Source organism: Aquamicrobium terrae, assembly GCF_040545735.1.
Lineage (GTDB): Bacteria > Pseudomonadota > Alphaproteobacteria > Rhizobiales > Rhizobiaceae > Mesorhizobium > Mesorhizobium terrae_A.
Genome location: NZ_JBEPML010000015.1, coordinates 100,342 through 114,603 on the forward strand (window position 1 = coordinate 100,342; position 14,262 = coordinate 114,603).

Annotated in this window: 15 protein-coding genes; 3 read left to right on the top strand and 12 right to left on the bottom strand. The window is 66.1% G+C overall.

The genetic code is table 11. The features are described 5' to 3' along the window. Positions 1-157: 157 nt before the first annotated feature. The 4 genes from ABID37_RS19120 to ABID37_RS19135 are packed head-to-tail and all read right to left on the bottom strand — an operon-like array spanning position 158 to position 2,527. On the bottom strand, positions 158-583 hold the full coding sequence (locus ABID37_RS19120) for a DUF1178 family protein (protein WP_354197628.1): 426 nt from the start codon (positions 581-583) through the stop codon (positions 158-160). Further along, positions 580-1,446: a carbon-nitrogen hydrolase family protein gene (locus ABID37_RS19125; protein WP_354197630.1), complete on the bottom strand. Its 867-nt coding sequence runs from the start codon at positions 1,444-1,446 to the stop codon at positions 580-582. The genes ABID37_RS19120 and ABID37_RS19125 overlap by 4 nt, the downstream gene beginning before the upstream one ends. 11 nt (positions 1,447-1,457) lie before the next feature. Continuing rightward, positions 1,458-1,742: a glutaredoxin 3 gene (gene grxC, locus ABID37_RS19130; RefSeq protein ID WP_354197632.1), complete on the bottom strand. Its 285-nt coding sequence runs from the start codon at positions 1,740-1,742 to the stop codon at positions 1,458-1,460. Between the two features lie 29 nt (positions 1,743-1,771). Further along, complete coding sequence (locus tag ABID37_RS19135; RefSeq protein WP_354197634.1) at positions 1,772-2,527, bottom strand: ComF family protein; 756 nt, start codon at positions 2,525-2,527, stop codon at positions 1,772-1,774. Positions 2,528-2,724: 197 nt separating this feature from the next. Here ABID37_RS19135 and ABID37_RS19140 point away from each other — a divergent pair, with 197 nt between their 5' ends. Continuing rightward, positions 2,725-3,597 (top strand): methyltransferase domain-containing protein, encoded by an 873-nt coding sequence (locus tag ABID37_RS19140; protein ID WP_354197636.1) that lies wholly within the window; start codon positions 2,725-2,727, stop codon positions 3,595-3,597. Between the two features lie 51 nt (positions 3,598-3,648). Here ABID37_RS19140 and ABID37_RS19145 read toward each other — a convergent pair whose 3' ends face one another. Continuing rightward, the gene (locus ABID37_RS19145; protein WP_435521594.1) at positions 3,649-4,269 is read right to left on the bottom strand and encodes a transglutaminase-like cysteine peptidase; all 621 of its coding nucleotides are present in this window, start codon (positions 4,267-4,269) and stop codon (positions 3,649-3,651) included. A 139-nt stretch (positions 4,270-4,408) separates the two neighbouring features. Then, positions 4,409-5,683 carry a polyhydroxyalkanoate depolymerase gene (locus ABID37_RS19150; protein WP_354197638.1) on the bottom strand — a complete coding sequence of 425 codons (1,275 nt, stop codon included), beginning with the start codon at positions 5,681-5,683 and terminating at the stop codon, positions 4,409-4,411. A gap of 238 nt (positions 5,684-5,921) precedes the next feature. On the opposite strand from ABID37_RS19150, the gene yihA reads away from it, so the two are divergent. Continuing rightward, positions 5,922-6,617, top strand: coding sequence for a ribosome biogenesis GTP-binding protein YihA/YsxC (gene yihA, locus ABID37_RS19155; protein ID WP_354197640.1), 696 nt, complete (start codon positions 5,922-5,924; stop codon positions 6,615-6,617). Positions 6,618-6,685: 68 nt separating this feature from the next. Here yihA and ABID37_RS19160 read toward each other — a convergent pair whose 3' ends face one another. From ABID37_RS19160 to ABID37_RS19185, 6 genes are all read right to left on the bottom strand, one after another. Continuing rightward, positions 6,686-6,862, bottom strand: coding sequence for a Flp family type IVb pilin (locus ABID37_RS19160; protein ID WP_354197642.1), 177 nt, complete (start codon positions 6,860-6,862; stop codon positions 6,686-6,688). 118 nt (positions 6,863-6,980) lie between these two features. Beyond that, positions 6,981-7,295, bottom strand: coding sequence for a hypothetical protein (locus ABID37_RS19165; protein ID WP_354197644.1), 315 nt, complete (start codon positions 7,293-7,295; stop codon positions 6,981-6,983). Between the two features lie 122 nt (positions 7,296-7,417). Continuing rightward, positions 7,418-7,831, bottom strand: coding sequence for a (deoxy)nucleoside triphosphate pyrophosphohydrolase (locus ABID37_RS19170; RefSeq protein ID WP_354197646.1), 414 nt, complete (start codon positions 7,829-7,831; stop codon positions 7,418-7,420). Between the two features lie 4 nt (positions 7,832-7,835). Continuing rightward, positions 7,836-8,603 (bottom strand): GNAT family N-acetyltransferase, encoded by a 768-nt coding sequence (locus ABID37_RS19175; protein WP_435521595.1) that lies wholly within the window; start codon positions 8,601-8,603, stop codon positions 7,836-7,838. A gap of 5 nt (positions 8,604-8,608) precedes the next feature. After that, on the bottom strand, positions 8,609-9,850 hold the full coding sequence (gene argJ / locus ABID37_RS19180; RefSeq protein ID WP_354197650.1) for a bifunctional glutamate N-acetyltransferase/amino-acid acetyltransferase ArgJ: 1,242 nt from the start codon (positions 9,848-9,850) through the stop codon (positions 8,609-8,611). A 154-nt stretch (positions 9,851-10,004) separates the two neighbouring features. Then, positions 10,005-10,913, bottom strand: a complete 909-nt coding sequence (locus ABID37_RS19185; protein ID WP_354197653.1) for a peptidylprolyl isomerase — start codon at positions 10,911-10,913, stop codon at positions 10,005-10,007. Between the two features lie 251 nt (positions 10,914-11,164). Between ABID37_RS19185 and secA the strand changes: the two genes are divergently transcribed. Then, a complete protein-coding gene (secA, locus tag ABID37_RS19190; RefSeq protein ID WP_354197655.1) occupies positions 11,165-13,891 on the top strand; it encodes a preprotein translocase subunit SecA in 2,727 nt (908 codons plus the stop codon). Positions 13,892-14,262: the final 371 nt, after the last annotated feature.

Consider the following 14,262-nt stretch of genomic DNA (forward strand, 5'->3'; position numbering starts at 1 on the left):
AACCCGCGCGCCACACCCTGCAAATGCGTCAGCAACGGCGGCGGTGATTGGGCCAGCCCCAAAGGCGCGTCGCGATCCTTCAGATCCGCTCCTTGCGCCTTAAGCTGTTGTTCTTATGCAGGTCGTTATCCCGAAACCGGTTCCCCGCGCGACAGCTTTAGTTCCTGTCGTCCGGAAATACCGGGATGGGCATGAACTCGACGCCGTCCTCGGCCAGGTCCCTGGCCTCCTCCAGCGTCGCCTCGCCATAGATGCCGCGCGCGTCGGCCTCGCCGAAATGGATCTTGCGGGCCTCCTCGGCGAATTTGTCGCCGACATAATCGGCGTTCTCGCGCACTTTCGCCGCCAGTGCCTTCATCTCTTCGAGCGCCTGGCGCTGCGCCTCGCCCATGGCCAGCGCCATCTTCTCCTGCTTGGCGGAGGTCGAGACGGCCGGCGCCATCAGTGCCTTTTCCACCTTGGACGAACCGCAGGACGGACAGTCGATGAAGCCGCGCTTCTTCTGGGTGTCGAAGTCGTCACCGCTGCGGAACCAGGCCTCGAATTCGTGGTCGTGCTCGCAGACGAGGGAAAAGCGGATCAAGACCCCGTCCTTTCCAGATGCCCGCCACCGGTGACGGCGGCCGCAAGGGTGAACTCCCGCGCATTCTTGAGATTGGGGATTTTCCGGCGGGCCGCTGCGGACTGCGCCGGATCGATCTCGGCCACCGCCACGCCCGGCCGGTCGTGGTCGACCTCGGCCAGGATGCGGCCCCACGGATCGACGATCAGCGAATGGCCGAAGGTCTCGCGCCCGTCCTCATGCTGCCCGCCCTGGGCGGCCGCGATCACGAAGGCGCCGTTCTCGATGGCCCGGGCGCGCAGAAGCACATGCCAGTGCGCCTCGCCCGTCTGGCGGGTGAAGGCGGCGGGCACGGTCAGCACCTCGGCCCCGGCCAGCGCCTCGGTGCGGAAAAGCTGAGGGAAACGCAAATCGTAGCAGATGGCCAGCCCCAGGGTCGCGCCGTCGACATTCGCCGTCACCGCCCGCGTTCCGGGTTCATAGGCGGCGGATTCGCGCCAGCTCTCGCCATGGTCGAGATCGACATCGAACATGTGGATCTTGTCATAGGTGGCGATCGTCTCGCCGCGCGGCGAAATCAGCAGCGCGCGATTGGCGCTCTTGCCGTCGTCACGCCGGATCGCGGTCGAGCCGATATGCAGGAATATGCCCAGTTCCTTGGCCAGGCGCCGCGCGGTCGCGACGGTGACGTCATCCTCTTCCGCGACGAACAGCCGGGCGCGGTCTTCCTTTTCGCGCACCATGGCGCCGGTCATCTCCGGGGTCTGCACATAGGTGGCGCCCTGGCCGGCAGCCTCGCGCACCAGCGCTTCCATATCCGTCGCGTTGCGCTCGGGGTCCATGCCCGAACGCATCTGCACCACCGCCGCCTTGAACACAGCCATCGCCAGCTACCTCACCTTTCAAGCGCCCTGTGGGACCGATCCTCGGCAAGCAGTGTATCAAGCCTGCCCTCGGCTTCCAACGCATGCAGGTCGTCGCAGCCGCCGACATGGGTCTTGCCGATGAAGATCTGCGGGAAGGTGGTGCGGCCGTTGGCGCGGGAGATCATCTCCTGGCGCAGTTCCGGCGAGAACGAGGCGTCATGCTCGGTATAGGCGACGCCCTTGCGCTCCAGAAGGCGCTTGGCCGCCGTGCAATAGCCGCACATGGCCCGCGTATAGATGGTTACATCGACCATTGGTCAACAATCCTGTCTCGTTATGCGGCTTATATAAGCGCTGACACGACGGGCCGGAAGTCCCCCTCGCCGCCGCCCGGCAGCACGCGTGCGAAGGTCAGCACGTCCACCGCCTGCGCCCCGCCCTTGTTCAGCGCCAGCGTCACCGCCCGCACGGTGGCGCCGGTGGTGTAGACGTCGTCGACGAGCACCACCCTGCGCCCGGCGATGGCAAGGGCGCCCTCCGGCTCCACCCGGAACGCGCCGCGCAGATTGTCCTCGCGCTCCCGGCGCTCCAGCCCGACCTGCGGCCGCGTCTGGCGCACCCGCCGCACCACCGACGGCTCGAAGCGCACGCCAGAGAGCCGCGCCACGGCGCGCGCCAGTTCGGCGGACTGGTTGAACTTGCGCCTGAAGAAGCGCCGCCAGTGGAGCGGAACGGGCACGATCATGTCGGCCTCGGCGAGCAGTTCGCCGCCCGCGCGCAGCATCCACTCGGCCATCCACGGCGCAAGGTCGGTGCGGTCGTGGTATTTCAGGCCGCGCACCATGTCGCACGCCACCCCGTCATAGAGCACGGCGGCGCGCGCCCGCTCGAAGGGCGGCGGATCGGCAATCGCCTCCGCACAAAGGAAGCCATCGCCCATGTCGTGGGCGAAGGGCGTGCCCATCACCGGGCACCACGGCCGCTCCAGCAAGGTGAGACGCGGCCAGCAGGCACCGCACAGCACGCCCGGCCGGCTGACCTGGCGGCGGCAGCCGGCGCAGACCGGCGGAAACATCATCCGCGCCGGCCATTCGAGCATGGTTCGGCCAAGCCCCTTGATCTCCCCCCTCCAATCGGCCACCTGAAAGGCCAGAGCCTATCCTAGCGCATGTCGCCCGAAAGTGGGAACCGGTTTCGGGAGAACGACATACGTAAAAACAACAGCTTAAGGCGCAAGGAGCGAATCCGAAGGATCGCGACGCGCTTTGGCAGAAGAAGCCGGAAGCGGAACACGCGGTGCAGACCCTCTTCGACACCTCCCTGTGGCTGGCGCACAAGCGCAGGGCACTCGCCCGCCCGCAGGCCGGCAACGACTTCCTGATGCGGCGCGTGGCCGACGATCTGGCCGAGCGCCTCTCGGCGGTCGGCCGGCGCTTCGGCAAGGCCGCCGTGCTGTTTTGCCAGACACCGGCGGCAATGGAGGCCGTGACCGGCACCGGCAAGACCGAACAGATCGTGCGCGTCGAGTGCGATGCCGGCTTCGGCGGGGACGCAGATGCCCTGCTTGCCCCCTTCGAGACCGTGCCGTTCGAGCCGCAGAGCCTCGACCTTGCCGTGTCGCTGCTGTCCCTGCAGACGATGAACGACATCCCCGGCATGCTGGTGCAGGTCAGGCGCGCGCTGAAACCGGACGGGCTGTTCCTCGGCGCCATGGCCGGCGCCGGCACGCTGGCCGAACTGCGCGAAAGCCTGCTGGCCGCCGAAACCGAGCTTTACGGCGGCATCAGCCCGCGCGTCAGCCCCTTCGTCGACGTGCGTGACGCCGGCGCCCTGCTCCAGCGCGCGGGCTTTGCCCTGCCGGTGGCCGACATCGAGACCATGACCGTGCGCTACGACCACATGTTCGCGCTGATGGCGGATTTGCGCGCCATGGGCGAGACCAATGCGCTGGCCGACCGCTCCCGGCGTCCGGCCACGCGTGCCCTGTTCGCCCGCGCGGCGGAAATCTATGCCGAACGCTTTTCCGATCCGGACGGGCGCATCCGGGCAAGTTTCCCGATTGTGTGGTTGTCGGGCTGGGCACCGGACCCCTCCCAGCAGAAGCCGCTCAAGCCCGGCAGCGCCAAGATGTCGCTCGCCAAGGCGCTGGAGAACCCCACCAAGCAATAAGCGGTGTCTACTGGCAGCTTCCGGAGCAGCGAAAAGTGAAGGCCGATACGCCTACCGGACCGATCCGACCAGAACCTGCTGGTCGTCGCGGATCGAGACCCAGCGCCCGGTGTGGTCCGCGGCCTGCCGCTTGAGGAAGCGGTAGCCGGTCTGGTTCCATGAGCGCACGTCATCGCGCAGATTATCGAGCACGAAATCGCCCTTGCTGGTGCGCACCGTCAGCACCGCATGGCCCTCGCCGTCGGGCTTGCGCACGACGGTGATCAACAGCGTGGACAGCGGCAGGCCGCGCGCCTGAAGCTGGCGCCGCTTTTCCAGCACATAATCCTCGCAGTCGCCCACGCCCTTGTCGGGATAGGTCCAGACCTCGTCCTTGCCGTAGATCTCGAGGTCGCTCATCGGCTTGACGGCGGCGTTGACCTTGGCGGAAACCTCCACCAGCATCTGCCACAGTTCCGGCGTCATCTTGACCGGCCCCCTGTCGACGGGACGAACCGAGCATTCGGAGGGGTTGGCCCTGCAGAACTCATAGTGACCGATGGGCTGCGAGGTGATCCCGCCCGTGGCCATCGGCCCCGCAAGCGCTGCGGGCACGCCAGCGGTCAGCGCCGCCAGCGCAGTCATGCCTGTGATGATGGCGCGCAAGCGCAGCCTAGCCGGTGAGGAAGTCATCGTCCCCGCTCGCCCCTGTTTGTTAACGAAACGTTAACGGCGATTTACACTTCGTGTCAATTCGGGAGATGGCCTGCGTCACATCATGGTTACCGACGGCGTCCGACCGCGGCGAATGTGCAACAGTCGGGACGACGGGTCAGGAACGGTCGGAGCGCACCAGGCGCGGCTTCGCAGCGGCGTCGGCCTTGCGGTTGCTGGCGATGAAATCGAGGATGCGCGGGGCGATTTCGGCCCGGAAGCGCGATCCGTTGAACACGCCGTAGTGGCCGACACGCGGCTGCATGTAGTGCGCCTGCTTGGCGGCCGGCAGGTTCACGCACAAATCGTGCGCGGCCCGGGTCTGGCCGAGGCCGGAAATGTCGTCGTTCTCGCCCTCGATCGTGAGCAGCGCGACATTGCGTATCGCAGCCGGATCGACCCGCACGCCGCGATGCATCAACTCGCCTTTCGGCAATGCGTGGCGGATGAAGACGGTGTCGACCGTCTGCAGGTAGAATTCGGCCGTCAGGTCCATCACGGCCAGATATTCGTCATAGAAATCGCGGTGCTTCTCGGCGCTGTCCCCGTCGTTCTTGACGAGGTGCATGAAGAAATCCTTGTGGGCGATGATGTGGCGGTCGAGATTCATGCTCATGAAGCCCGACAGTTGCAGGAAACCCGGATAGACCTGGCGCCCGACACCGGGCGCCGGCCACGGCACATCCATGATGACGTTCTCGCGGAACCAGTCGAGCCCCTTCTCCTGCGCCAGCACGTTGACGGCGGTCGGGCTGCGGCGGGTGTCGATCGGCCCGCCCATCAGCGTCATCGAGGCCGGCGCGAGCGGGTCGCCGCGCTGTTCCATCACCGCCACGGCGGCCAGAACCGGCACCGAAGGCTGGCAGACGGCCATGACATGCGTGTCCGGCCCGAGGAAATGCAGCATGTCGATGACATAGTCGATGTAGTCGTCGAGATCGAAGCTGCCGTCGGCGGCCGGCACCATGCGCGCATCGATCCAGTCGGTGATGTACACGTCCGCATGCGGCAGCATGGTTTCCACCGTGCCGCGCAGCAGCGTCGCATAGTGCCCCGACATCGGCGCCACCATCAGGATCTTGGGATCAGGGCGGCGCCCGGCCGGCAGGTCCCGCTCGAAGCGCAGCAGATCGCAGAAGGGCCGCGACCAGACGACCTTCTCCGTGACATCGACGCTCGTCCAGTCCACCTTCGTCTCGTGGATGCCGAATTCCGGCTTACCGTAGTGACGGGTAGTGCGCTCGAACAGCTCCGCCGTCGCGGCGACGGACCGCCCCCACATGGTGCCGGAGAACGGATTGAGGGGGTTGGAGTAGAGCGCCCGCATGGCGTCCGCAAAGGCCCGGGCGGGCTGCAATGCGGCATGGTTCAGTTCGTAGAGCTGGTAGAACATCAAGGGTCCTTACTGGCTACGACCTATGAGGACGGCTATGCCGGACCATCAATGTCGGGCGGCCAAGTTAACAACATATTGCTGCAACGCAATATTTGATGCAACTTCATCCCAAAATCTTGTGGGAACATCGAAATTTCACCCGCCGGCTAAGACGGGCCGCCTTCATGCCTTTCTGGACGCGCCCGTCCGCGCCGCCTATAAGCGGCTCCTGCCCGGCTATCGCGAAAGGCACCTCATGACCGGCCCCGACCAGACAAGCGCCCAGACCAGCGCCGCCAAATCTGTGCCTTCCGGCCTCGACATCGCCCTGTTCACCCGCCCCTGGGTGTTCATCCGGGGCGTGCCGGCCATGAAATTCCTGCCGCCGGAGGGTCCGCCCGAGATCGCCTTCGCCGGCCGCTCCAATGTCGGCAAGTCGTCGCTCATCAACGCGCTGGTCGGCAGGAAGGGCCTTGCCCGCACCTCCAACACGCCCGGCCGCACGCAGGAGCTGAACTATTTCGTGCCCGACGGCTTTTCCGGCAAGGGCGACGACCTGCCGCCCCTGGCGCTGGTCGACATGCCGGGCTACGGCTATGCGCAGGCTCCCAAGGAGCAGGTGGACGAGTGGACGAAGCTCGTCTTCGACTATCTGAAGGGCCGCGTGACCCTGAAGCGCGTCTATGTGCTGATCGACGCCCGCCACGGCATCAAGGCCAATGACGAGGAGGTGCTGTCGCTGCTCGACAAGGCGGCCGTGTCCTACCAGATCGTGCTGACCAAGACCGACAAGATCAAGGCCGCCGGCGTGCCGCGCCTGATCGAGGAAACGCTGGCGAAAATCCGCAAGCGCCCGGCGGCGTTTCCGGCCGTGCTCGCCACCTCGTCGGAAAAAGCGGCGGGGCTGGAGGAACTGCGCGCCGCCATCATCCAGTGCGCCGAGGGCAAATAGAGCGGAGCCTGAAGGGGAAGCCGGTTTCCGGACCGGTCCGATGCCCGGTCAGGAAGTGCCGGCGCTTGTCATTCGAAGGCTTCGGCGATGTGGCTGTTGTTGGAATCCCACAAAGCCACCACCTGATCGGCGGCACCGCCGACAGCCACGACGATGGCAATCGAGATCAGCGTTGCGATGAGCCCGTATTCGATCGCTGCCGTACCCTGCCTGTTGCCAAGGAATTGCCCGATCAGTCTCGCCATATGCCAATTCCCTTCTTTGGCACAGGCTTAGCCGCCAAGCATTAAGGAAGGTTAACGCAACAGGCTTAACAGCTCGTGAAGCGGCACGACCCCACCGCCGGGGAGCCGCCGTAACCGCTCAGCAATCGCCGCTTTGCGAACCGTCCGCCCGCAGCACGCACACCGCCGAGGGCGAGGTTTGCAGCACGCTGCGCCGCAGCGTGTAGGTGCTGCCGCGCGAGACCGAGCCGGTGGACATGAAGTCGAGCCCGCCCTGCCCCGTTCTCGACCATTGCTCCGGCGTGCGGTCGGCGAGATAGGAGGTGGCGAACAGGGCGAGCGCCACGATGGCGGACCCGAAAAGCAGCGTTATCCGCAAGATGCCCATCCCGGCCCGCGTCGCAGGACCGCCACGCCGGGCGCGCGCCGGCTTCCAATCGTTGTCGAGACTCAAAATGGCCTCCCCCGAACATTGCCCCCGGCCGACCAGGCCCTTGCAGGCCCGAAGCCATGTCCAGTTTTTCAGGACATGCTTAATCTTGCGTTAACGAAGACGGCGGGAAAGCGGCATCGCCGCTACAGCAGGTCGATGAGGAAGGGGATCAGCGGCACATCGGCCGGCGGCATGGGATAGTCGCGCATCTGGCGCGGCCGCACCCACTTCAGGGCCTGCGCCTCGTGCGGCTGCGGCGTGCCGGTGAAGCGGCGGCAGACATAGAGCGGCATCAGCAGGTGGAAATCCTCATAGGTGTGGCTGGCGAAGGTGAGCGGCGCAAGGCAGGGAATCTGCGTCTCAATGCCGAGCTCCTCGCGCAATTCGCGCACCAGGCATTCCTCCGGCGTCTCGCCCGCCTCCACCTTGCCGCCGGGAAACTCCCACATGCCGGCAAGCTGCTTGCCTTCCGGCCGCTGGGCGATCAGCACCCGCCCGTCGGCGTCGACGAGCGCGCAGGCGCTGACCAGCAAAAGACGTCTCGGCTTGTCGGTCACGCGTTCAGGCTCCGGGAGGGCGGCGGTAATGGTAGCGGTAGACCTCGGTGAAGCCGAGCGAGCCATAGAGCGCCAGCGCCGGTTCGTTGGCCGCCTCGACCTGCAGCCAGGCCTCGCGCGCCCCGCGCAGCCGCGCCCATTTGAGGGCCGACAGGAGCAGCTTGCGGCCATGGCCCTGCCGCCGTTCGGCCACATGCGTCGCCACCTCGAACAGGCCGACAAGATCGCTGTCATGCACGCAGATCATGGTGGCGAGGGGCTCGTCCCCGCGCTCCATGGCGAACAGCCCGGTTTCCGGCTGGATCGCCCCGATCAGTTCGGAGAGCCCCGCCCGCAGCGAAAGGTCGGCGCCCTGCACCTTGAGCGCGGCGGAGACGAAGCGGCCGATATCCTTGAGCGGTATCTGGTCGAGGGCCTGATCGACGGGGGCCTCGGCCAAGGGCAGGCGCATGACCAGCGATTCGTCGAAGCGCGACCAGCCCTCGGCGTCGAAATGGGCCGAAAGCTCCGGGCCGGACAGCGGCGACACGCGAAAGGTCAGCGGCCGGCCATAGGCCTCGAAGCGGCGAGCAGCGCGCCCGACGCGCTCGGCGATGCTGGCGACGTCGCCGGGATCGAGCGGATTGACGGAATTGAGCCGCTTGGCCGGATGGCCGGCGGTGAGCCTGATCACCCAGGTGCCGTCATAGTGGACGGCGGCGGCCGGCCACGCGCGGAACCCCGCCGCCTCGTAGCGGCGCACCGCGGCCAGTCGCTCGCTCGGATGGATCAAGGCGCTCAGCTCCGGTAATCCCCGTTGATGGCAACATATTCCTTGGTCAGGTCGCAGGTCCATACCGTGGCCTTGCCCCGGCCGATGCCGAGATCGACGCGGATGGCGATCTCGTCGCGCTTCATGTAGGCCGAGGTCGCCTCCTCCGAGTAGGACGGGTCCCGCTCACCCTCATGGGCGAGGCGGTTGTCGCCGAACCAGATCGACAGGCGGTCGCGGTCGGCCGGCTCGCCGGCCTTGCCGACGGCCATGACCACGCGGCCCCAGTTGGCGTCCTCGCCGGCGACGGCGGTCTTGACCAGCGGCGAATTGGCGATGGACAGCGCGATGCGCTTGGCCGAGCGCGCCGATTTGGCGCCCTCGACGGTGATCTCGATCTGCTTGCGCGCGCCCTCTCCGTCCCGCACCACCTGCAGGGCCAGCGACTTCAGGATCTTGCCCAGCGCCCGCTTGAAGGACGACAGGCGCGGGTCCTTCACATCGTCGATGGCGGGCGCGCCGCGCTTTGCCGCCGCGCCGGTGGCGAACAGCAGCAGCGTGTCGCTGGTCGAGGTGTCGGAATCGACCGTCACCGCGTTGAAGGTCTTGGCCGTTCCGCCGGACAGCAGCGCCTGCAGAACCGGCGCGGCGATCGGCGCATCGGTGGCGACGAAGGAGAGCATGGTGGCCATGTCCGGGGCGATCATGCCCGCCCCCTTGGCGATGCCGTTGATGGTCACGTCCGCCTCGCCGAGCTTCACCGTCGCCGTCGCCACCTTGGGATAGGTGTCGGTGGTCATGATGGCGCTGGCCGCTTCCTTCCACAGGTCCGGACGCGCATCCCGCACCAGCCCCTCCAGCAGATGGCTGAACCTGCCGGCGTCGAGCGGCTCGCCGATGACGCCGGTGGAAGCCAGGAACACTTCGCCTTCCGTGCAGGAGGCCGCCTTGGCCGCCGCCTTGCCGGTCATCGACGTGGCCTCGCGGCCCTTCTTGCCGGTGAAGGCATTGGCGTTGCCGGAATTGACGATGAGCACCCGCGCCTTGCCGCCGGCAAGGTTCTCACGGCAGAAATCGACCGGCGCCGACGGGCATTTGGAGCGCGTGAACACGCCCGCCACCGCGGTGCCCGGATCGAAGACCATGGCCAGGAGGTCGGTGCGTCCCTTGTACTTGATCCCGGCCTCGGCGGTCGCCATGCGCACGCCCTCGATGGCCTGCATTTTCGGGTATTTCCTGGGAGCGAGAGGAGAAACGGCGGCGGACATGTGGCCTCGGCTGGATGAAGGGTCGAATGGGGGAGGATTTGCCCCATAGCGCGGCGTCACGCAAGGCGTTTGAAGGCCGGCAAGGCGGCTCCAATGCAAAAGGCCGGTCGCGGGGACCGGCCTCTGTTTCGTTCATTCAGCCTGCAAAGGCGGCTTATTCGCCGTCGGCGCTTTCCACGGCCTTCTTCAGATCGGCATCCGGGATCTCGACCTTGGCGGCGGCGCGAGCGTCCTTGACCACGGCGAAGTACTTGTCGCGGATCAGCAACTGCTTGACCTGCTCCTTGACCGCGTCGAAGGCCGGCGGCTGCTTGGCGCGCTTGTCCTCGACCTTGATGACGTGCCAGCCGAACTGCGTCTGCACCGGCTCCTTGCCATAGCTGCCGACGTCGAGGGCGAAGGCCGCCTTCTCGAATTCCGGCACCATCTGGCCGGGGCCGAAATAGCCGAGATCGCCGCCGCTGGTCTTGCCGCTCGGATCGGTGGTGTTCTCGTTGGCCAGCTTCTCGAAGTCGGCGCCGCCGTCGAGTTCCTTGACGATCTTGTCGGCCTCTTCCTTGGTCTTCACCAGGATGTGACGGGCATGGACCTCGTTGACCGGCGGGGCGGCCGCGATTTCCTTGTCGTAACGGGCGCGGATCTCCTCGTCGGTGATCTTGCCCACGACTTCCTTCTCGACGAGCTCGCCATGAAGGGCGCGCTGCTGGAGGAAGGCGGCACGGCGCTGGAAGTCCTCGTCCTTGTCGAGACCCTCGGCGACCGCCTTGTTGGACAGGACCTTGACCTCGATGGCGGCGGAAAGGGCCGCGGCCCGGCGCTGCGCCTCGGGCAACTGCGCGAACTGCTGCGCCAACTCGCTCTGCGCCAGCTCCAGATCGGCCTCGGTGATCGGCTGTCCGTCGACCGTCGCCACCACGGCCTTGGGATCGACCGGCTTGGCCGCCTCGGTCGCCTGGGCGGCAGGCGCCTGCTCCTGGGCCGCCAGCGGCGCCACCGCCAGAGCCGAAAGGCTCACGGCAAGGCCAAGGCCGGCGAGCGTAACGCGTCGGTACGAAAATGACATGAAAGAAACTCCGGTGGAGATTGCGGACAGGTTAAGCACTTTCAGTCAGCGAAAATGTGGCAGAATTCCGCGCATTCCCGTGAAAAAGAGCGCCGTTGACATCGGTGGTGGCCACTCTTATCTGTCCCACGACTTTGCGTCCATAACCGTTTTCCGGGCGGTTTATGGTATTGCCTACGCGCAAAGGCGGGTATGACGGGCAATCCGGCACCTGCCGAACTATTCAGGATTGCAATCGAAAGGACCATTTCATGGTCAGTCTTGGCGGTTTCGCCCGTAAGATCTTCGGCTCCTCAAACGATCGGCGCATCAAGGCGACCCGGTCCCGCGTGGCGGCGATAGCCGCCCTGGAGGAGGAACTCAAGGCGCTTTCCGACGATCAGCTCAGGGCCCGCACCGACGAATTCCGCAAGCAGCTTGCCGACGGGGCGACCCTCGACGACCTTCTGGTTCCTGCCTTCGCCACCGTGCGCGAGGCATCCCGGCGCGTGCTCGGCATGCGCCCCTTCGACGTGCAGATGATCGGCGGCATGGTGCTGCACAATGGCGGCATAGCCGAGATGCGCACCGGCGAGGGCAAGACGCTGGTCGCCACCTTGCCGACCTATCTCAACGCCCTTGCCGGCAAGGGCGTGCATATCGTGACCGTCAACGACTACCTCGCCTCGCGCGACGCCAACTGGATGGGCCGGCTCCACCGCTTCCTCGGCCTCACGGTCGGCGTCATCGTGCACGGCCTGTCGGACGAGGAACGGCGCGCGGCCTATGCCTGCGACGTCACTTATGCCACCAACAACGAGCTCGGCTTCGACTATCTGCGCGACAACATGAAATATGAGCGCGCCCAGATGGTCCAGCGCGGCCACCACTACGCCATCGTCGACGAGGTGGACTCCATCCTGATCGACGAGGCGCGCACGCCGCTCATCATCTCCGGTCCGCTCGAGGACCGTTCGGAGATGTACAACACCGTCGACACCTTCATCATCCAGCTCAAGCCGGAAGACTACGAGGTCGACGAGAAGCAGAAGACCGCCATCTTCACCGAGGACGGCACCGAGAAGCTGGAGGGCATGCTGCGCGCCGCCGGCCTGCTCAAGGGCGAGTCGCTCTACGACGTCGAGAACGTCGCCATGGTCCACCACGTCAACAACGCGCTGAAGGCCCACAGCCTGTTCCAGCGCGACAAGGACTATATCGTGCGGGACGGCGAGATCGTCATCATCGACGAGTTCACCGGCCGCATGATGCCCGGCCGCCGCTATTCGGAAGGCCTGCACCAGGCGCTGGAGGCCAAGGAGCACGTCCAGATCCAGCCCGAGAACCAGACGCTGGCCTCCGTCACCTTCCAGAACTACTTCCGCATGTACGAGAAGCTGTCCGGCATGACCGGCACGGCGCTGACCGAGGCCGAGGAGTTCGGCAACATCTACGGGCTGGAAGTCACCGAAATCCCGACCAACCTGCCCGTGCAGCGCATCGACGAGGACGACGAGGTCTACCGCACGGTCGAGGAGAAGTACAAGGCCATCGTCCAGGAGATCAAGGACGCGCGGGCCAAGGGCCAGCCGATCCTGGTCGGCACCACCTCGATCGAGAAATCCGAATATCTGGCCGACCGGCTGAAGAAGGAAGGGCTGAAGGATTTCGAGGTCCTCAACGCCCGTCACCATGAGCGCGAGGCGGCCATCGTCGCCCAGGCGGGCAAGCCCGGCGCCGTCACCATCGCCACCAACATGGCCGGCCGCGGCACCGACATCCAGCTCGGCGGCAATGCCGACATGCGCATCGAGGAAGAGCTGGCCGATATTCCCGAAGGGCCCGAGCGCGAGGCGCGCGAGAAGGCCATCCGCGAGGACGTGGCACGGCTGAAGGAACAGGCGCTGGCCGCCGGCGGCCTCTACGTTCTGGCCACCGAACGCCACGAATCGCGCCGCATCGACAACCAGTTGCGCGGCCGCTCCGGCCGTCAGGGCGATCCGGGCCGTTCCAAGTTCTACCTCTCGCTTCAGGACGACCTGATGCGCATCTTCGGCTCCGAGCGAATGGACGGCATGCTCCAGAAGCTCGGCCTGAAGGAAGGCGAGGCCATCATCCATCCCTGGATCAACAAGGCGCTGGAAAAGGCCCAGACCAAGGTCGAGGCCCGCAACTTCGACATCCGCAAGAACCTCCTGAAATATGACGACGTCGCCAACGACCAGCGCAAGGTGGTGTTCGAGCAGCGGCTCGAACTGATGGACGGCGAGGGCCTCGGCGAAACCATTGCCGAGATGCGCACGGGCGTCATCGAGGAGATCGTCAGCAAGGCCATTCCCGAGAATGCCTATCCCGAGCAATGGGACCTGGCCGGCCTGAGGGCCGAGATTGCCCAGTATCTCAACCTCGACCTGCCGGTCGAGGACTGGGCCAAGGAAGAGGGCATCGCCGAGGAAGACATTCGCCAGCGCATCACCGAGGCTGTCGACGCCGCCGCCAAGGACCGCGCCGAGCGCTTCGGCCCCGACGTGATGAACTATGTCGAGCGCTCGATCGTCCTGCAGACGCTCGACCACCTGTGGCGCGAGCACATCGTCAATCTCGACCATCTGCGCTCGGTGATCGGCTTCCGCGGCTACGCCCAGCGCGATCCGTTGCAGGAGTACAAGGGCGAGGCCTTCGAACTGTTCCAGGCCATGCTCGGCAACCTGCGCCAGGCCGTCACCGCACAGCTCATGCGCGTCGAGCTGGTCCGGCAGGCGGCCGACGCCCCGCCCCCGCAGGCGCCCGAGGTGCACGGCCAGCATATCGACGCCACCACCGGCGAGGACGATTTCGGCGATTCGGCGGTTCTCGTCCGGTCCGAGGCGACGTCGGTCGTCGCCCCCGAGGACCGCGACCCAGCCAACCCGGCGACATGGGGCAAGGTCAGCCGCAACGAGCCCTGCCCTTGCGGCTCAGGCAAGAAGTACAAGCATTGCCACGGGACCTTCGCCTGACCGGCCAGGGCCCGTTTCAGCACAAATCAGAAAGCCGACCGGTTCGACCTCCGGTCGGCTTTTCGATTCGCGCGACCGCAGGGTCATCGCATCCGGCATTACCCCATCCCCGTCCCCTCCCCACAAAGGGCAGTGTTCAGATTTGACGGGTGGGCCTGAAAGCGCTTGTCATTTCGTCATCCCGACCAAGACGAGCGTCGCCGGCCGGAAGTCATGATCCATGCGGTAACGTCTCAAGGTTCCGGAATGAACCTACCCCCGCTTCGCTGCAGCCGGCTTCCGGGATTGTTTGATCGATATCGGGTAGGTTGAGCAGCGAGGCTGCGGGCCTGCAAACCCGCAGCCTCGGCGGCAGGCGACCGGTTCCGGGA